18 protein-coding genes and 5 pseudogenes are annotated in these 19,330 nt (G+C 34.3%); 18 read left to right on the forward strand and 5 right to left on the reverse strand.

The window, feature by feature from the left end; translation table 11 throughout:
• Positions 1 to 445: 445 nt before the first annotated feature.
• From JFL43_RS10175 to JFL43_RS10185, 3 genes are read left to right on the forward strand one after another with little or no spacing between them, the layout of a single operon-like run.
• Positions 446 to 1,156 carry a cytochrome c biogenesis CcdA family protein gene (locus JFL43_RS10175; protein ID WP_200748975.1) on the forward strand — a complete coding sequence of 237 codons (711 nt, stop codon included), beginning with the start codon at positions 446 to 448 and terminating at the stop codon, positions 1,154 to 1,156.
• Between the two features lie 60 nt (positions 1,157 to 1,216).
• Positions 1,217 to 1,579: a response regulator gene (locus JFL43_RS10180; protein ID WP_200748976.1), complete on the forward strand. Its 363-nt coding sequence runs from the start codon at positions 1,217 to 1,219 to the stop codon at positions 1,577 to 1,579.
• Between the two features lie 23 nt (positions 1,580 to 1,602).
• On the forward strand, positions 1,603 to 2,094 hold the full coding sequence (locus JFL43_RS10185) for a CcdC family protein (protein ID WP_200748977.1): 492 nt from the start codon (positions 1,603 to 1,605) through the stop codon (positions 2,092 to 2,094).
• A 45-nt stretch (positions 2,095 to 2,139) separates the two neighbouring features.
• Here the strand turns inward: JFL43_RS10185 and JFL43_RS10190 are convergent, their stop codons facing one another.
• Positions 2,140 to 2,571 (reverse strand): DUF2621 domain-containing protein, encoded by a 432-nt coding sequence (locus JFL43_RS10190; RefSeq protein WP_200748978.1) that lies wholly within the window; start codon positions 2,569 to 2,571, stop codon positions 2,140 to 2,142.
• Between the two features lie 116 nt (positions 2,572 to 2,687).
• On the opposite strand from JFL43_RS10190, the gene JFL43_RS10195 reads away from it, so the two are divergent.
• The 4 genes from JFL43_RS10195 to JFL43_RS10210 all read left to right on the forward strand — a co-directional run bounded on the left by JFL43_RS10195 (position 2,688) and on the right by JFL43_RS10210 (position 4,048).
• Positions 2,688 to 2,909: a DUF1659 domain-containing protein gene (locus tag JFL43_RS10195; protein ID WP_100797116.1), complete on the forward strand. Its 222-nt coding sequence runs from the start codon at positions 2,688 to 2,690 to the stop codon at positions 2,907 to 2,909.
• Between the two features lie 22 nt (positions 2,910 to 2,931).
• Positions 2,932 to 3,153, forward strand: coding sequence for a DUF2922 domain-containing protein (locus JFL43_RS10200; RefSeq protein ID WP_200748979.1), 222 nt, complete (start codon positions 2,932 to 2,934; stop codon positions 3,151 to 3,153).
• A gap of 78 nt (positions 3,154 to 3,231) precedes the next feature.
• Entirely contained in the window at positions 3,232 to 3,357 is a 126-nt protein-coding gene (locus tag JFL43_RS10205) for a YvrJ family protein (RefSeq protein ID WP_200748980.1), read from the forward strand.
• 94 nt (positions 3,358 to 3,451) lie between these two features.
• On the forward strand, positions 3,452 to 4,048 hold the full coding sequence (locus JFL43_RS10210; RefSeq protein WP_200748981.1) for an SCO family protein: 597 nt from the start codon (positions 3,452 to 3,454) through the stop codon (positions 4,046 to 4,048).
• A gap of 157 nt (positions 4,049 to 4,205) precedes the next feature.
• Here JFL43_RS10210 and mscL read toward each other — a convergent pair.
• Positions 4,206 to 4,580, reverse strand: a pseudogene (gene mscL / locus JFL43_RS10215) (large conductance mechanosensitive channel protein MscL).
• Positions 4,581 to 4,787: 207 nt separating this feature from the next.
• On the opposite strand from mscL, the gene JFL43_RS10220 reads away from it, so the two are divergent.
• The 7 genes and pseudogenes from JFL43_RS10220 to JFL43_RS23050 form a co-directional block, all read left to right on the forward strand.
• A complete protein-coding gene (locus tag JFL43_RS10220; RefSeq protein WP_200748982.1) occupies positions 4,788 to 6,224 on the forward strand; it encodes an MDR family MFS transporter in 1,437 nt (478 codons plus the stop codon).
• Positions 6,225 to 6,269: 45 nt separating this feature from the next.
• Positions 6,270 to 6,971: a lytic transglycosylase domain-containing protein gene (locus tag JFL43_RS10225; RefSeq protein WP_200748983.1), complete on the forward strand. Its 702-nt coding sequence runs from the start codon at positions 6,270 to 6,272 to the stop codon at positions 6,969 to 6,971.
• A gap of 123 nt (positions 6,972 to 7,094) precedes the next feature.
• Positions 7,095 to 7,307 (forward strand): annotated as a pseudogene (locus JFL43_RS23190) (tyrosine-type recombinase/integrase); the annotation flags it as partial.
• Between the two features lie 402 nt (positions 7,308 to 7,709).
• Positions 7,710 to 7,926: pseudogene (locus JFL43_RS22520) on the forward strand (hypothetical protein).
• A complete protein-coding gene (locus JFL43_RS10230) occupies positions 7,904 to 8,473 on the forward strand; it encodes an HAAS signaling domain-containing protein (RefSeq protein ID WP_200748984.1) in 570 nt (189 codons plus the stop codon). The pseudogene JFL43_RS22520 and the gene JFL43_RS10230 overlap by 23 nt, the downstream one beginning before the upstream one ends.
• Positions 8,470 to 9,075 (forward strand): NDxxF motif lipoprotein, encoded by a 606-nt coding sequence (locus tag JFL43_RS10235; protein ID WP_200748985.1) that lies wholly within the window; start codon positions 8,470 to 8,472, stop codon positions 9,073 to 9,075. Before JFL43_RS10230 ends, JFL43_RS10235 begins: the two co-directional genes overlap by 4 nt.
• Positions 9,076 to 9,384: 309 nt before the next feature.
• Positions 9,385 to 9,591: pseudogene (locus tag JFL43_RS23050) on the forward strand (transposase domain-containing protein); the annotation flags it as partial.
• Positions 9,592 to 9,640: 49 nt separating this feature from the next.
• Here JFL43_RS23050 and JFL43_RS10250 read toward each other — a convergent pair.
• A complete protein-coding gene (locus tag JFL43_RS10250) occupies positions 9,641 to 12,424 on the reverse strand; it encodes a dynamin family protein (protein ID WP_200748986.1) in 2,784 nt (927 codons plus the stop codon).
• 279 nt (positions 12,425 to 12,703) lie between these two features.
• Between JFL43_RS10250 and JFL43_RS10255 the strand changes: the two are divergent.
• Together JFL43_RS10255 and JFL43_RS10260 are read left to right on the forward strand one after the other, a co-directional pair.
• Positions 12,704 to 13,210 (forward strand): annotated as a pseudogene (locus JFL43_RS10255) (DUF1572 family protein); the annotation flags it as partial.
• An 849-nt stretch (positions 13,211 to 14,059) separates the two neighbouring features.
• A complete protein-coding gene (locus tag JFL43_RS10260) occupies positions 14,060 to 14,620 on the forward strand; it encodes a GNAT family N-acetyltransferase (RefSeq protein ID WP_200748988.1) in 561 nt (186 codons plus the stop codon).
• A gap of 818 nt (positions 14,621 to 15,438) precedes the next feature.
• Here JFL43_RS10260 and JFL43_RS10265 read toward each other — a convergent pair.
• Together JFL43_RS10265 and JFL43_RS10270 are read right to left on the reverse strand one after the other, a co-directional pair.
• Positions 15,439 to 15,687 carry a GlsB/YeaQ/YmgE family stress response membrane protein gene (locus JFL43_RS10265; protein WP_100797127.1) on the reverse strand — a complete coding sequence of 83 codons (249 nt, stop codon included), beginning with the start codon at positions 15,685 to 15,687 and terminating at the stop codon, positions 15,439 to 15,441.
• Between the two features lie 73 nt (positions 15,688 to 15,760).
• Positions 15,761 to 16,312, reverse strand: a complete 552-nt coding sequence (locus JFL43_RS10270; RefSeq protein ID WP_100797128.1) for a cysteine hydrolase family protein — start codon at positions 16,310 to 16,312, stop codon at positions 15,761 to 15,763.
• A 399-nt stretch (positions 16,313 to 16,711) separates the two neighbouring features.
• Here JFL43_RS10270 and JFL43_RS10275 point away from each other — a divergent pair, with 399 nt between their 5' ends.
• On the forward strand, positions 16,712 to 17,887 hold the full coding sequence (locus tag JFL43_RS10275) for an alanine racemase (RefSeq protein WP_200748989.1): 1,176 nt from the start codon (positions 16,712 to 16,714) through the stop codon (positions 17,885 to 17,887).
• Entirely contained in the window at positions 17,875 to 19,221 is a 1,347-nt protein-coding gene (locus JFL43_RS10280; RefSeq protein WP_200748990.1) for a D-arabinono-1,4-lactone oxidase, read from the forward strand. The genes JFL43_RS10275 and JFL43_RS10280 overlap by 13 nt, the downstream gene beginning before the upstream one ends.
• Positions 19,222 to 19,330 lie beyond the last annotated feature (109 nt).

Raw genomic sequence — 19,330 nt, forward strand, 5'->3', positions numbered from 1 at the left:
TTTTTTTTTGTTCAATACTAACGTATGTTACTACAGTTTTTAGTTGCTTGTAGCGGAGGGTGCATGCCCGCGGAAAGCGAGCATCCCGTAGCGGAAATCAACCTATCTACCACTTTATTAGTAATGGTTAAAATGGGTTATTCAACACGCCTGTAATGTTATATTAGAAATATATCGCACTTCTAAATGCAAATATAAAATGATTTTAAAATCTGCATATAGTTGAAGCAATTAATACTTGTCGTGACAAAGAGCAACCTATTAGCGCCAAATCTCCCTTGACAATTGCATTCAATCCTATAGTTTTAGGACATATTTTCTTGTAAAAAATGACTCTACATTCACTTCTTCATTTTGTCATGAAAATGTCACAGCCAAAAGAAAAGTAATTTCATGAAAAGTTTGGTACGATGGGTACAGAAACTATAAGGAGAGACAACTAGATATGGATACTGATATTAATTTGTTTTTAGCATTTGGTGCAGGGTTCTTAAGCTTTATATCACCTTGTACGTTGCCACTTTATCCCGCTTTCCTTTCCTACATAACGGGTGTGTCATTTGACAAATTGAAAAATGACAAAGGAATGCTTCAAAAGACGGCTATCTTACACACATTATTTTTCTTAATTGGATTTACAATTGTTTTCGTCGTTTTAGGATTCTCTACGACATTTGTATCAGGCTTCTTTTATGAATATCAAGATTTAATTCGTCAAATGGGTGGTATTTTAATCGTTATTTTCGGATTAATAATTGTTGGAATTTTAACACCAGACTTTTTAATGAAAGATCGCAAATTCCAATTTAAAAATCGACCAGCAGGCTATTTAGGTTCATTATTAATAGGTTTAGCGTTTGCGGCAGGCTGGACGCCATGCACAGGGCCGATTTTAGCATCAATTATTACTTTAGCAGGTTCAAATCCTGATTCAGCAATTTTGTATATGCTAACATATAGCCTTGGATTCTCTATCCCATTTTTCGTTTTATCATTCTTTATGACAAGAATGAATTGGATTCGTACACATAGTCAGAAAATCGTGCAAGTCGGCGGTTATGTGATGATTGTTGTTGGGATTTTATTGTACTTTGATGGCATGACACTGATTACACGTCTCTTAGAGCCGATTTTCGGTGATTTTATCGGATTTTAATTGGCATACCAGACGTTTTCGTAGTATAGTATTTTCAGTTTCAATTTAGGGGTTGAGTGTTTGGCGAAGGTATTAGTAGTAGACGATACGATGTTCATGCGTCATGCGATTAAAACGATGCTAGCGGGTTCAGATTATGAAGTCGTTGGAGAAGCTAGTAATGGCAAGGAAGCAATCGAGAAATATCGGGAGTTATTGCCAGATGTAGTAACGATGGATGTTACGATGCCAATTATGACAGGTTTAGACGCAACAAAAATGATTATCGATGAATATCCTGATGCGAAAATTATCGTTATTAGTGCATTAGGTCAACAGAAAATGATCATACAAGCACTAGAAAATGGTGCAAAGGATTTTATTATGAAACCTTTTGATCAAGAAAGTTTATTGTCTACAATTGTTAAAGTAATGGAAGATTAGTAAATGTGAGGAGAGGGTCTGTTATGTTGAGTTCTATTCCTTCTCAATATATGGTCATCGGTTCAACTGTCGCCGTTATATTTATGGGTATTATGGCGATGATTGTAAGAGCTAGATCGGCTAAAAAACCAGCAAATGCTAGGAAAATTATTATACCGCCAATTGCGATGTCTTCGGGTGCGTTAATGTTTTGCTTTGAGTATTTCAGAGTACCTTGGACACAAGTTTTAGAGGCAGTTGTTGTAGGGTTAATCTTTTCAACGGTATTAATTGCTACATCAAAATTTCATATTGTTGAAAATGACATCTTTTTAAAGCCATCGAAGGCATTTTTCTTCATTTTGATGGGTTTGCTAATTGTCCGTACGGTTGCAAAAGTTTGTTTGAGTGGTTCATTCCATTTAGGTGAGCTTGGTGGTATGTTCTGGATACTTGCATTTTCAATGATTGTCCCATGGCGAATAGCGATGTTAGTTCGCTATAAAAAGCTTGAAAGACAATTACATGTAAATTAAAAAAAGGTTCTTTTCCACTAAAAGTGGAGAAGAACCTTTTTTTGTTTAATCGAGTAAATTTTCGTATGGAGACAAATCGATTTTCATTTGGGTTAATTTTTTGCGTAAAAATTTATGATCTCTTTTTGGAGAGGCAATGATATAACCTCTAATAATTAAATCGAATGTAATGGATGAAGCTTTTTCTTCTAAAGCTAGTTCACCGATCTTACCTGCAATTTTCTGTTTTGCTACAGGTCTAAATAGATCCGGAACAGGACTTACAAGCTCCGTCAATAAAGCTTTTGACTCGTCACCCCATAAATGAATTGTATTATCTACATAATGTTCTTCCCAATCCATAGCAGACTTTCCATCTTCTTTAGGCATTCTTTTTAAAAACTTACGGAACATAAAGAATCCGCCAATTGCCATTGAGCTAATTAAAATAACGACCCAAAATAATATAAACCACAGAAACCAGCCAGTTAATTCCAAACATCTCACCTCTTCTATACTCTTATCCCATTATAAAAGGAATATGAAAAAAATTCACCTGTTGTCTCCTTTTCTTTATAAAAATGCTATGTAATTGTTGAAAGGAGGTGAACAAAATGGCAGTTTTTAGTTTTAATAACGCAACTTTACGCTTATCGTTTGTAGTAGGTACAAATGCAGAAGGAGAACCGGTTGAAAAGAAGAAGACGTACCGTAATATTAAAAACGGTGCACAAGCAGATGCATTAGTATCTGTGTCTACTGTATTAGCCGGTTTATCCAGCTATCCAATGAGCAAAATTGAGTTCAACGAATTACAGGAAGTGGTCGGTAACTAATTTGACAAAGGGGGGATAACAGATGACAAAGGTGTTGCAGCTACAATTTAAAACAACGGGTGATAAAAACTACACGTTGAACGTCGATGCACCAAAGGAACAGCTGACTGAGCAAGAAATTTTTAATGCGATGACAGCGATTATTGATAGTCAAGTATTCTTAGTGAATCGAGATCCTTTAGCGACGATTAAAGGCGCGCAAGTTGTTGATCGTCAAGTGACGGAATATCAAATGCAAGGATAAAGGAACATCAGATTGCGCCGTCTGCCATCAAGGCTGATGGCGCAATCTTTTTATTTTCTTAGTAAAGGAGGAAATAAGATGGAGCAATGGTTGGTATTTATACAAGAAATAGGTTTTCCAATCGTTGTATCATTTTACTTGATGCATCGTGTGGAATCTAAGCTGGAATCGATTCACAATGCGCTACTATCTTTGAAATCGTAAGCATTCACAAATTCGTCAGAAACGATTGCCTTACGCTTCTTGTGTTATGGCTTACAATTCGTTAAGATTGGTGGTATGAGGGAGTGAACAAAGCATGAAGAAAAGACATTTAACATTGCCCTTGCTAATGATTGTTGCATTAGTATTATCCGCATGTGGTAATGGGAATTTTAAAGCGGATACCAATTGGGAAGTACAATCGTTTGAATATACCAATCAGCATGATGAAAAAGTTTCGTTAGATTCTCTAAAAGGTAAGCCATGGCTAGGTATGTTCATCTTCACCAACTGTACAACCGTTTGTCCGCCAATGACGATGAATATGACAGATATTCAAAAGGCATTCCAAAAGAAAGACTTAGAAGACTATAAAATTGTCGGATTTAGTGTAGATCCAGAAGTGGATAATCCTAAAGTATTAACGAAGTATTTGGCAGAATATCCTGTACCTGATGATTCTAAGTGGGATTTGTTAACGGGTTACACGCAAGATGAAATTTCTGAGTTTGCTTTAAAATCATTTCAAACGTTAGTAAAAGATAATCCGTCTGATGATCAAGTCATCCACGGTACAAGTTTCTTTTTAGTGGATCAAAACGGCATTGTCGTGAAAAGCTATGGCGGCTATCAAGATGTACCTTTTGATACAATCGCAGTCGATATGGAAACATTAATTGCAGATGGTAAATAAAAAAACCGAGCGATTCGTATTGAATCGCTCGGTTTTCTGTATCGGCTACATCTAGCTCCGTGCTATTTTGCCGATAGGTTGTTTCGTACCCTCATGCGAAGACAAAGAGCGCCAACACGTCGGGTGTAAATGAACTATCTTCGCTTTTGTTCTTATATTAAGCTTGTTTATCTTTTAATAAGTCGCGAATTTCTTTCAGTAAATCTTCTGTTGTAGGAGCAGGTTGTGCTTCTTCAACAAGTGCTGCTTTTTGTTTTTTGACATTAAGTTTTGAAATAATGCGGATGAACATAAAAATGGAGAACGCGATAATTAAGAAATCAAATGCACTTTGGATAAAGTTTCCATACATAATTCCTTTATATTTTAATTCTGAAAAATCAACTTTACCAACAAATAGTGCAAGAACAGGCGTAATAATATCGGTTACTAATGATGTTACTATTTTCCCGAATGCCGCTCCGATAATAACCCCGACAGCTAAATCCATAACGTTTCCTTTTAAGGAGAATTTTTAAAAATTCTCCCACATGTATATATACCTCCAATTTAAATGAATGCGTGAACGTGAAGTGAAAACTGGTTCTATTACTCAATCTACTAATGTCCGTTTTTCTAAGTATCAAACCTAAATGAAAGAAACTAGTGAAATTTGGCTCATATAGGTAATTTTTTGTTTTCGTGTTATAATATTTACCTTAGTAATCCAGTATATTTTTAGTTAGAATAGAGGTTTTTTATGAACAAAGTATTTATTGCCGTCTTACTTGCAACAGCGCTTGCTGCTATTGAGGGTACGATTGTGGCAACAGCAATACCAAGTATTACGACGGATTTATCAGGTGTGGAGTTAATTAGTTGGATTTATTCCGCGTATTTGCTAACATCTGCAATTGCAACGATCATTTTCGGTAAATTAGCCGATTTATTTGGGCGAAAACGAATGATCATTATCGGTATTTCTATTTTCTTAATTGGTTCGTTTTTATGTGGTCTAGCACAGTCGATGGAGCAGCTAATCGTGTTCCGAGCAATTCAAGGGATTGGTGCCGGTTCCATTTTGCCGATTACGTTAACAATTGTTGGTGAATTATTTGATACAGAGAAGAAACGTGCAAAAGGACAAGGCTGGATTAGCATGGTCTGGGGCGTTTCAGGTGTAGTAGGTCCCCTTATTGGTGGGTTCATTGTAGATCAATTAACTTGGCATTATATTTTCTATTTAAATATACCATTTGGTTTAGGTTCTATTTTCATGATTGCAAAATATTATGAGGAAGATTTGAAAAAGGCGAAACGTAAAATCGATTATGCAGGAGCATTATTTTTCTCCGTAGGGATGGTTGCATTACTTTATACGATTATTGAAGGTAGTAATACACAAAACTGGTTCGGTACGACTTCGATCATTTTGTATGCTGTTGCAGCTATTGCGCTTATCATTTTTGTTCGTGTAGAGCTGAAGGCAGAAGAGCCAATCGTGCCGCTTTCCTTATTCAGAAATCGTCGCTTGAATATAGTGAATAGTTTAACCTTATTTGTAATGGCGATTGTCATCAGTATTTCTGCATACTTGCCGATATTTGCGCAATCCGTTTTTGGTAAGAATGCGACGCAAGCCGGTTTAATGCTGACGCCTTTATCTGTCATGTGGACATTTGGTGCGATTATGGGCGGTAATTTAATCGGGCGTTTAACGACTAAAACGATTATTCAAATAGGGGCAAGTTTGTTAGTCATTGCGACGTTTATTTTAACGACATTATCAGCGAATTCTAATGAGTTGCTTGTTTATGTTGGAACCGGTATTTTAGGCGTAGGTATGGGCTTAATTGCACCGATGCTGATTATCGCTGTACAAGCTTCGGCTTCAAGAGAGCAGCTAGGTACCGCTATTGGTTTGAATTCCTTTATTAATACATTTAGTCAATCGATTGGGGCAGCGATTTTCGGGATGCTGTTCAATTTAGCAACAAGCGAAAAATTATCTAGTTTTGGCAAAGGTGACATCAATTTGAATGGTGATTTCGATACGAATATATTTTCTAGTGAAGAAATTGGCCAACTGGTCGATATTATAGCTAATGGTATTCGTATTGTATATTCAGGTTCCTTCGCATTTGCAGTGATTGCACTCTTGTTATCATTCTTTATTGCTAAAAGGAAACCGGTTTAATAATATTTTCTGTTAATATAAAATGGTCTGATAGGTGTTTATTGAATGGTGAATAAAAAGAAGCAACAATTGAATATGAAATTGAAGCTCTGGCTGATCATTTTACTAATTCCTGTTTCAATTGCACTTTACACAACAACGATCATCATGTGGCAACAACTGAAGGAGTTGCCGATGGTGAAGCAGTTTAGTAAAGAAGAAAAGAAAGACGTACCGTCATTTGATATCGAAATTCCGAATCAATATATTCCGGTCTATCAAAAGGCCGCTAAAAAATATAATGTTCCGTGGACGTTACTTGCTGCACATCATCGAATTGAGACGCGTTTTTCGTCGATGAAAACATTAGAATCACCTGCTGGAGCAGTTGGTCATTTGCAATTTATGCCTTGTACTTTCGTTGGCTGGAGTCATCCTACATGTAAAGACCTTGGTAAAGGGCATATTAAAAAAAAGGAATTGACGAGCCCTAAAACGATTAAAAAATACGGTGGTTACGGCGTAGATGCAAATGGAGACGGTATAGCAGATCCATATAATATTGAAGATGCTGTCTATAGCGCTGCGAATTATTTAGCTGCAAGCGGTGCAGCAGATGGCAAAATAAAGAAAGCAATTTATCAATATAATCATAGTGAAGAATATGTAGATAATGTATTTTACTACTACAAGCTCTATGAGGAGAATAAAAAAGAGCTCGTTTACAATAGTAAAATAGCATTGAAGGCTGCAAAAAAAGTAGAATAAAAGAGTTACTACCCTTTAATTTTAAATGAACAAAAGTACACCACTATCTATTTTAAATAGACTAAACTAAAAAGAGGATATTATGTTCAATATATGAACATATATCCTCTTTTTCTTATATATGAAAACCCTTATGGAACATGTCACGCTCGTCTAAACGGAAACTGCCCTCATATGGAAGCACCTCCTTGTCTTACTTGTCTTCCTTGTCTTGATAATCAAACACCAGGTAAAGATTTAGCGGTAGGATTTTCAGAATTAGATAAGGAAAGGTATGAACTTCATATAAAATCAACCACAAAAGCAATTGAAATAGCAAAGAGGATAAGCAGAGATAGCCGAGACAAATGAAAAAAAGTTTACCAAGGGTTGTCTCTTAAATTGTAATCTTAATATCATCATCCAAATTAATTTATCAAGGAGCATCAGCTTACTTCATGTTTATATTTACTTAGTATACGTCCGACGTTATCAAAGCAAAAGTTGAAATTCTTTGATTTTAAAAGTCTCCTATAAGGATTTTTTATGTATTTTAGGGAAATAATTACTAAAATATAAAAAATTGATTTATCTAGGATTTGATGTTACATTGTTATTTGAAGTATCAAATATCGCATTGGTTTAGAGTGTTAAAGTTTATTGCTTTTTAATAAAAATATAGTATTAGATCATTACAAATGTTGGTAATAAATTATGAACGCTCAGTTTAAAAAAGGTGTAATTGAATTAATAGTCTGATTGATAATAAACAAAGAGGATGAATATGGCTATTCACTAGTAAAAAAAATATCTAACCACCTATCATCAAAAATCAACAGAAGGAACATTTAGAAATTACTACATAGTTACAAAGGATGGAATTGATAAACTTGAAACTTTGAAATTTGAATGGAATGAGTTTTTCCTAATAATTAATCGCTTTATCGAGGAGAATGATAAACTTGAACAAGAATAATTTTTTGAAATTACTTAAAAATAGTTTGGATTTTATGTCTGAACAAGAAAAAAAAGGTATAGTAGATGAATATATTATGCACTTTGCTGAGAAAAAACATGAAAATAAAAGTGAAGAGGAAATATCTAAAGAATTGGGAAATCCTGTAGAGATTGCTAAAGAATTAAACGCTGTTTATTCTATTAAGAAGGTTGAAGAGAATAAAAGCAAGTTTACATCACATTTGTCAATTATGGGATTAAGTGTAATGAATTGTATTATTATTATAGTGAGTTTATTTGCGCTACTAATACTTTTACCATTTATATTAGCTTATATCATTGGTGTACCTACCATGATTCTATCTCCACTGATTTTAATTGTAACAGGATTTGTTAATGGATTTAGTACAATTGGATTTAAAGAGATTTTCGAGTCCATAAAAGGGCTTATTATAGGCTCTCTTTTAGCATTCCTAGGGTATTATATAGGGAAATCTTTTGTTAGACTATGTATTAAATACTTTAGATGGAACAAGTCAATTGCAAGGGGGGAGAAATTATTATGAGAAGGATTTTTTACAGCTTCCTAATTCTTTTGATACTAAGCGCATGTTCGCAGGAAAAAAATATTGACGCTACAGAAGATACTACAGAAGAGGAACTTCCTCTTACGCAGGACGTAAAGATTCCTAGTATTATTTTCACCTCTGAAAAACAAAATAGTACAATAGGAGAAGATGAAATAAAACTAAGCATAAAAACATATCTAGATAGCTTTGAAGAATTATCTAATGCTAGTGAACCATTTCAAGAGATTATAGATGAAGAAGAGGAATTTAATAAAAATGAATTAGAGAAATTCGACAAAATTATCAAGCTTACAAAAGAAAATGATAAGAATTTTTCTAACTATATCTTAAATAATACATTGCCTGAAGGTTATCAAGAAGAGTCTGAAAGAATTAGCCAGTACATTACAGCTTTAAATGAGACTCTTAATGAAATGGATGAAATGCTAGATGACATAAATAAAGGAGTTGTTCCAAAATTAAACATTATATCAATAATTGGTAAAGGTAAAGTGGTGAATGGAAGAGAACAGAAAAAAATAGAAGAATTCCTTGATAAGAAAAATATTGATACTAAAGTATTTGGACGGGAACATTAAGAAAAAGAAAAGTAACAGAGTAATTCGTTGAGCTTTATAATTATAATCGATTCTTATCCTTTTAAGCATTTTCGGCCATTATTGCCAAACTTAGTACTATGCATAAAATTATATTATACATAAGACATTACAATACTACCGAAATATTGAATTGTTCATATTTTGGTAGTATTGTTTTTTTACACCAATATAAAGGGTGAGGAATAATGATTAAATTATCTATGAAGGCAAATAATGAAAAAAGTGAAGCTGATGTATCAAAAGCAACACTTTATAACAACAAAGACATCCGTTCAAGAATAGAAACAGCGAGGTACTAGAGGAAGTGCCATCATGTATAGTGTGGTTGAAACCGCAAAAGAGAATAATCTAAGTCCCTATCATTATCTTCGTTATTTGTTTGAAAAGCTTTCCAACTTCGATTTAAACAATAAAGAGGGAATTGATAAAGTCTTGCCGTGGTCAATGGATTTACCATCTAGTTGCAGAGTACCGAAAAAAATGAAGCAAACAAAAAATAACTCCAAAATCAACTTTTATTGTATATTTTGGAGTTGCTTTACGTTTACTCTATGTTTGTTTCTATAGTTAAATCTGTATAGGAATTATCCTCACCTATATTTAAGATTACTTCACATTGACGTAATCTCAATTCAAAGAGCGTTATAGAATCATGATAAACTTCAGGATTGGATTTCATTTTATGCAGTATATCTTGTTTTTCTTGTATTTCTAAATGAGTGTTTTCTACAGCTTGTTCCAAAGCGCCAAATGGATTTTTAAAGAACATATTAATATCCCGCGCTTGTGCGTTTTCAAATAGCCCAAATTGCAAGAAAAATTTGTTCATAATAGAAGTCGTTACATCGGTATAATCTTCATTTTCTAAATACTGTTTGTATTTGTTATACAGCATAGCTTTATTTTTAGGAAGAACTCCAAATAATTTACCGGCACTTTTCAGTAAAAATTGTGCTGGTGTAAATCGGCGTAAGATATTTACTTCTTCCATCTGTATTCTAGTTGTCATTCTATCAGTATCTCTGCGCCAGTCATCAAGCACTTTAAAGTCACATTCTAACTGTATTCGATTTTCTCCATATAAAGAATTAAGTCCTTCACTGATTTCTTCTAAGTACGATTGACTTTGAAGGAACTCATTATTAGAAGTTGCAATCCAATTTTGCATAGAGCGAGCAAGATTAGGTAACACAGTTTGTTCTAGATATTTTTGGACTCTTTCGTTCATCGCTGTATTTAGTTCAATATCAATGTGCCCAAAATCGCTTTCTTCACTAATTAAATCAGAACAACTCTGCAATAGTTTCGGAATATGTTCTGTAAGCTCATTAGTAATTTCGTTTTTCATTGTACGATATGATTCTGTAATTAAATGGATTTTTTCCTTCTCTAAAGCAGAAAGGTTATTAATAAAACCATTTAGTTTAACTAACATATCTTTATCCAAATTAATAGAATCCACTAGTTTATTTTCCATCTCGACGCGTTTATCCAAAAGATATTTAATTGTTTTTCGAATGAAAAACAATAACTTTTCAGTACGTTCTACATCGATATTTTTATGGTTAAAGTTAAAATGAATAAACTCAGTTAAATCGTTTAGTTGTTGACTATTTGTATATAACGAAGAGTAAGGGAAAATTCTTGCATGCGGGAAATATGCGTTTATTCTCGCTTGCGTATCATGTATAACTCTTTTTGCTTCTGCTTCACTGTAAATGTTATCGATTTTATTTAATAAGAAATGAATTTGTAGATTTGGTGTATGTTCTTGAATACTTAATAGAATGTCACGTTCTTTGTCAGTAAAAGGCGAATCCGCATTCAATACGAATAATAATTCGTCTACAGAATTTATATATTCGAATGTCTCATCTCTAGTATCGTTGTTCCTATTAAAGCTAGGTGTAACAACGAATGTACGTTTATTTTTACTTAAAAATCTGCATGGTAATTTAAATTCAACATATGCTCTATCTCTATATGTTTGGGGGTGTAGAGACATCATGTTCTGGTAATCAGAGAAATTCTCAGTTGTTGTAATTGCTGAATCTGTTATTGCGTTAAATTCTGTATGAGCGTCATTTTTAAAGACAACTACATTTGAGACTGAGTTTTCTAATATATTTTCTCCTAGTACAGAGTTAATAAATGAAGCTTTTCCATTTCCTGAAGTTCCAGTTACTAAAAGGCGATTTGTTCTTAAATCTGCAAGCTCGCTAACTAACCATCTAAATCGATGACCCATTTCTAAATCATTTTTTTGTGCCCACTGTGTAATAGATTCAAAAAGATGCAAACTATATTCTAAGCCATTTACATGATTAATAGAATATGATAGTAGGTTTTCCGCATGTTTTATATTTTCTGAATCTATTTTGGAAGGGAAACTCTCATCCCATGCCAATACAGCTGCAGATGGAAATACAGAATGAGACGGATTGGCTATCTTTAACCAATTTGTTAAAAGATTTGGAATGATATCGTGTAATTGTCTTAGCATATATTGACCTTGAATTAATTCAAAGTACGTTTCTTCGTAAAGAGAAGAAATTTTGTCCCATATATCGGACGAATGTATTTCGAGAAGTAAGAAAAATTCATTTATTGTTTTAAGCCATAATAAGTAATTTTGTTCATTTTTATAGCTGTGCCAAAGTGATGAAACAATTTGCGTAAATTGTACTTGATCTACATTATTTAATGTAACTAATACTTCATAAAAATAGTCTGGTGAAATATTTTTAGTAAATCCTTTATCGATATATTCTTTTAGAACCTCAAACCATGGAGAAGATTCTGTTCGAATTAGTTCATTCACAGCAAGCCCTACTGCACTGTCAAAATCTTGCTGTTCTTCATAAAAGGAACGTGCAATTGTTGTGACGTTTGGATAATCGGGATTTAAAGAAACCGCGTCTTTAATAACAGCGAAAGCTGAATCAAGATTATTTTGCTCGATGTAAAGAGACAGTAATTGCAGTGCAATTTCGGTCTTAAGTGTTTTGTTATCAGTAGTAATGGAGGTATAAACATTTTCAGCAACTGATAATTGATTAAGTTCGAAGTAAGCATCCGCAATATTTTTTTGTGCCCATGGTGCTAATTCATTACTAACTTTCTCCCATTTAAAAATAGCTGATTCAAAATCTTGATGGTGATAATAAAATTCACCTTGTGCAAAACGAATATAAGATCCATCGGAAATCTCATTTTTTTGTTCGTTTAAATAAGCTTCTCCAAGTACTTGAAGAGGTGGATGTGTTTCATTCTCCATTAGGAATGTTTCATAATATATCTTTTTTATTAATTGTTTTTCTAATCTCATTTTTTCCCCCACCATATCTCAGAGAATACATTTTTCTCCAGTGTCAACACTTTTTTGTATTTATACTTTTTTATTTTAACAAAGAATTTCTTTTGGAAAATTTCATTTTTCTTTCATTTTTTAAGTAAGATTGAAGTTTAATGAGAAAAGTTTCATTTTTTTTTCAATTTCCTTTCACAGTTGTGAAACAACATTAAATCTTCCTAATAACTTAATGCGAAAATAATATTCTACATTAAGTTGTAACATTCCATGTAGAGTTCGTTATAAGTAAGCGCCAAAAGTGTAAAAAGCCTTGGATATAAAATGATAAATCAATTATCAGAAGGGGAAATACATTGGACTTATAATATCGAGTCAAATAGTGTTGCATTAATAGTAAAGCATTTGAGTGGAAATATGGTTTCAAGATGGACTGACTTTTTAACTTCAGACGGAGAAAAGGAATATAGAAATCGTGATGAAGAATTTATAGAAGATATATCTTCAAAATCCGAGCTAACTATTGTTTGGGAAAAAGGCTGGAAAACCTTAATTGATACATTAACTGCTTTAAGTGAACAAGATTTATTGGGAAATATATATATTTATGGAGAAAGGCATTTAGTTTTAGAGGCTATTGAAAGGCAAATAGCACATTATGCTTATCACGCCGATCAAATGGTTTTTATTGGTAAGCAAATAAAAGATAGTAAATGGGAGAGTCTCAGTATTCCAAAAGGAAAATCGGAAGGGTATTTAAACCAAATGCTTGATAAACACCAAGACAAAATAAACAAAGAATAGTATAGTCCTATTAAAAAACACCTCGTTTTTCATCTGTCAGGTGCTTTAGTTTAATAAAAAGGAAAGGGCGTTACGTATTAGTCATATAAAATATGTAATGTCCTTTTATTTATTTATTTATCTTTTTTTAATTTAGGTCTTGATAAAATAGATAGTGGTGTACTTTTTGATTGCGCCCAGCATGGACGCAAACTATAGGGAGCAAGTCCCGAGCCATGAAATCAGAAGTAGTGGTTAGGCAAGCACGATGAGGTCAGTGGTGACGCGGAATTTGAAGAAAGCGAGCGGCAAATCTCCGGTCTAAGGAACAAGAACTTAGACAAGGCTATACATATTTGAAAAAGCCTACTTAACAACGCAAAGCCCTTTCTGTCTATAGGTATATTTAGTAAATGGAGTAGATAGGCGGTGAGAAAGAGTGTGTTCTTACCTCGGGACCTAAATACATTAAGTTTGTTTAGTGATAAACAGGTAAACAATCAAACGTCATAGTACTGTTTAATTCTAGAGTGATTGAGAAGGAGTAAACGATAGAAATCTCCTATGATAAAATAGAACTTTTTTAGTAACCCTTGAACTAACAAACATACACATACCAGCTATTGATAAATCCAACTTACAATTGTTAATTTCCTCGAATTTTGTGTGCCATCAAACATTATGTTAAATATATTTAAAATTACATAAATTACTAATAATATATAAATAAGGATAATTATTGTGTTTTTATTGCCTTTTGAATAACTGAAAAAATATAAAGAAATGAAAATGATATGTATTTTTGAATTAATTCATTTTTTAAATGAATTTTCAAGTATGTTAAAAATCATAAGATAAGAGAGGTATGCTATGTTTACAAATGCTTGTATTGAAACTGAAAGATTATTAATTAGACCCTATCAAATTGGTGATTTAGACTGTTTATATGAATTGCAAAAGCACCCCGAGGTACATCGCTATATTCCTGAACCGATTTATTCCATGGGAGAAATGGAAAATATCATTCGGTGGAGTATGGATGTAAACAAAAAGAACACAGTAAATAATATTATAAAATTCAATCTTGCCATAATAGAAAAAACTTCTCAAAAATTAATCGGTTATTGTGGATTAGGACCGTTAGACTTTAACCCCTCATTAACAGAATTATATTATGCATTAACATATGATCAGTGGGGAAATGGATATGCTACAGAAGCTTCAAAAGCTCTTTTAAATTATGCTTTCTCAGTTTTTCAGGTTGAAAATATTGTTACTACTGTATTTCCAGAAAATCTAGCCTCTATTCATGTGTTAGAAAAACTAGGGTTTCAATATAAGCATAAAGTTCAAGATTTAGATGTAGAATTTCAAGAATTTGAAGGGTTACTGTTTTTCTCTAAAACAAATCCTATTTCTTTAACTAACTGATTCAAAGCATGTGTAATATATTGTTGTAATTCTTTAGAAAATAATTGTAGTTTAACAGAAATCGATAGGCTCTTAAAAAACGCCATTCTTAAAAGTCATGGAAAAATCGCATGGGACTTAGGTGAAATGTTTGTTAGTGTTGATCTTATTGGAAATCCAAAGATAATGATCAAACATGGTTACGATACTATTTTAAAGACATACATAAAAACTGCTGTTTTCTATAATGAGGATGGTACTATATATAATAAAAAGTATACAAGAATTGACTTAAAGAAGTTGTTAAACTATTGAGTAGATTTTGTCGACTTAGAAGATACTGATAAAGGCTTTGTGACTGATCCCATAGAGCGAGATAAATAAAAAGAGAATTATATTTTCAGGTGTGTTGATTAGGGGAATATTAGGTTGTTACTTACCGTTAAAATGGTTTTTTATTTTCAATATTAACGTATGTTACTACATTTTTAGTTGATTGTAGCGGAGGGTGATCGACTCCTGCGGGGAATGCAAGCGAACGGAGACCCTGCACGGAGCGTAGCGGAGGAAGCGGCTCGGTGCTTGCCCGCGGAAAGCAACCTACCACATTAATAGTAATGGTTAAAATGGGTTAATCAACACGCCTGATATATATTCAAACAATTTTTTATGGAGGATAATTTATGAAATTTGTACTAATATTTGGTCCACAGGCAGTAGAACATGAATTAGCAAAAGTAACTGAATTTTATGAAGGCTTCGGATGGGTCATAAATAAGTAAGTAAAAGGATAGATAAGGCAAAATATATCTGCTTTATCTATCCTTTTGTTTAATTCGTTATTTTTTCATGGATCTTAAAAACAGACTAGCGATAAATACTAAGATGACGGCACCGATAATGGAAGGGAAAACATAGAAGTCTTGAATTTCCCAACCCCATGATCCGAGCAATTTACCTCCAAGCCAAGAACCTAGAATCCCTGCAATCATATTGCCTAGGATTCCTCCTGGTATATCTTTACCTATTATCAAGCCAGCCACCCAGCCGATTAATCCACCTACAATTAAATACAAAATAATACTCATTTATGATCACTCCTTTAGATGTATAGTATTCTTATATCCTTATTGGAGTGATTCTAAACTGCTTTTCTTCATCTTATAAAATAACTTTTGCACCAAGCGTGTTTTTGAAGTGGTTCAAAGCCCATTCATGACCTTTTTCGTCAAAGCTTGCAACACCTTTTTCATAGACAAAAGTTTGAATACCTTTGTTATAAGCATCCACTGCAGTATGTAGTACACAAATGTCCGTGCAAACACCGACTAAGTGTATCTCACATATGCCTCTTTCACCTAAAAGTTGCTCCAAGTTCGTCCCTGCAAATGAGCTGTAGCGTGTTTTATCCATCCATCGCACATTGCTCAGATGTTGATTTTCTTTGTAAAGAATTTGTAATGATCCGAAAAGTTCTCTTCCATCAGTATCTCGAATATTATGAGGAGGGAACAGTTTAGACTCGGGATGATAAGAATCATTTATCTCATGTAAGTCACAAGCAAATACGACGAGCTCATCTTCTTGTATAAATTGTTCTGTTAACGATGCAATGGTTTGTTCTATCGCTTGCCCTGGCTTGCCGCAAGTTAATGCTCCGTGATCCGCCACAAAATCATTCGTATAATCGATTACTAATAATGCTTTCTTCATATTAGAATAACCCCCTACAGTGTCTTTACATATATCATTACACATAGAGGGGGGAGTTGTCATATAAAAAAATTAAAACTTACCTGTGCAAATTTTTTGCAAATTTAGTTACAGGTGATTATAATATGAAAAAAGAAGGGGGAAGTGCTTATGGATCGTGTTTTAATGAAAAAGTTTAACAAACAAGCTTTAGTATTTGTTGTTATTCACACTATTTTCTTCTTAAATCTTGCAGTGGATTTATTTGAAATCCGTTAGCCTTACTAAAATTGAAAAATTATATGCTTATTGAAATGCCCTTTTAGGCGGAAAAGTTAAACATCATTGACAGATGGATTTCTCGCTTAAAAGGGTATTTTTCGTTATTAAGATAAAGAAATGCAGATGGGGTGTGAGGCAATGCAAACGTTTAAACGAGCCTTTGAACATTTAGAGTGTCCATTTGCATGGCTTGATCTAAATGCATTGGATGCCAATATCGATTTTATAAATCAACATGCAAATGGTAAGAACATTCGCATCGCTACAAAATCAATTCGGTCAAAATCACTCCTTACGTACATTTCATCAAAATTACATTCTTTTTCAGGGTGGATGACGTTTACTGCTGAAGAGACACTGTATTTGCTAGAGGAAGGGCATGATCATTTTCTCATTGGCTATCCAGTAATGGAGCCTAAGGGGGGAAGAGAGCTTGCTAAGTACGTGAAAGAGGGCAAGGATATTACCTTTATGGTAGATGATGTACGGCATATTCAATTCTTACAGGACATAGCAAGTGAATATGACACGACTTTACATATTTGTATCGATATTAATCTGTCGATGAAAACGCCGTTTATTTATTTTGGTACGAGGCGTTCTTCATTAGATTCTTTAGAATCACTTGCTAATTTATTAGCCCAGCTGACACAGTTTTCGAATATTTTAGTAAAGGGTTTAATGGGCTATGAGGCGCAAATTGCTGGGGTTGGGGATAAACCGTTTCGTAAATGGCAAACGCCGATGATTCGTTTTTTGAAAAATAGCTCTAAGAAAAAGGTATCAGCTTTTCGTAAACAAGCTGTAGCAGACATTAGGCAGCGCTTTTCTACATTGGAAATTGTGAATGGAGGGGGCTCTGGCAGTTTGCTCTATACGGCTGCCGAGGAGGAAGTGACAGAGGTGACGATAGGCTCAGCATTTTTTGCGCCAGCGTTGTTTGATCATTATCATACATTGCATCTACAGCCAGCAGCAGGATTTGCACTACGTGTTACACGAAATCCAGCGTCGAATATAATTGTTTGTCACGGCGGAGGATATATTGCCTCTGGAGCAGTAGGGAAGGACAAACAGCCTGTACCATATGAACAACATAGTTATGAATATTATGATTTAGAAGGTGCAGGTGAAGTGCAAACGCCCCTTCATGTTCGTAGTGGCCTTCATGTGAATATTGGAGATACGGTTTATTTTCGTCATGCAAAGGCGGGGGAGCTCTGTGAACGCTTTCTCCGGCTTGAAGCCAAAAGAGGAGATCAATATATTGATAGTTTCATGACATACAGGGGGGAAGGTAAATGTTTTCTGTAAAAGATTGGGTTGATAACAAACAGTGGGCAAACTGGGCTGGAAATGTGGTTAGTAAACCGTCAAGCGCCTTATTACCACATTCAACAGAACAGATGGCTTCGATTATTGCAAAAGCGAATAACAGTGGGCAAACGATACGTGTAACGGGCGCAGCACATTCTTTTAGCCCAGTAGCAAAGCCTGATGACATAGCAGTATCACTACATAATATGCGTGGCTTAATCGATGTCGATCAGGAATCAGGAGAAGTGACACTTTGGGCAGGTACTTATCTATACGAAATTGGGCCACTGCTAAAGGAGCACGGTTTGGCGCTACAAAATATGGGGGATATCCAAGCGCAAACGATTGCTGGAGCGGTTTCAACGGGTACACATGGTACAGGTATAACACTTGGTTCTATTTCAAATCAAGTTGTTGCATGGGGGTTTGTGGACGGTTTAGGGAAATATCATGAGCACCGTAGAGGGGACGATGAACTGTCACAATCCTTACATTTATCGTTAGGTCTCTTAGGGGTACTCGTCCAGGTAACGATCCAAACTGTGCCGCTCTATAGTTTAAAATGTGAATCCAAGCAAACATTATTAGATGTCGCTTTACAGGACTGGCCACAATTGATTCGAGATAATCGTCATTTAGAATGGTTTTATTTCCCAGGTAATGAAAAGATACAAGTGAAGATGATGAATATAGTGCCACTGATGGAGCAATCTAAATCATCAAAAGTGATTGAGAGTATCAAATCTCAAGTGGTAGAAAATGGTTTGTTCTATATCATGTCTGAGCTTTGCCGTAAACAGCCAAAAAGAACAGCGCTCGTTAGTAAAATTTCTGCATCTAGCGTGCCAAATGGCATTAAAACAGGACTAAGCTATGAAATTTTTCCAACACCTCGCCATGTAAAGTTTTTAGAAAGTGAATATGCGATCCCACTTGAACATTTTGAAGCTTGTATGGAAGAGATTCATTATATGCTGCAATCACATCCATTTAGGGTGCATTTTCCGATTGAATGTAGAACGGCAGCAGGGGAGGTGGGCTATTTAAGTCCAACACAAGGGAGGGAGTCGGCGTTTTTAGCATTTCATATGTATAAAGGAATGGATGAAAAACCTTATTTCAGATGGGTGCAACAATTAATGACGAAGTATAATGGGCGACCTCATTTTGGGAAAGCGAATGCATTAACTTCGGATAGAACGGCTGAACTGTATCCAGATCTCCCGAAATTTTTGGCGCAGCGTGAAAAAAGTGATCCAAATAACGTGTTCATGACAGCCTATTTTAAAACTTTGTTCAATAGTGTGAAGTGCAAAAGTATAACCATATGACCTCAATCACGCTCCATTCCGTTTATGCCATGGCAACGGGATGGAGCGTGATTTTAATTTAATTTATGCTAATTTATAAATTTTCTAAAAATTTATAAATTTGTACATA

It is taken from the genome of Viridibacillus soli (assembly GCF_016612995.1).
GTDB lineage: Bacteria > Bacillota > Bacilli > Bacillales_A > Planococcaceae > Viridibacillus > Viridibacillus soli.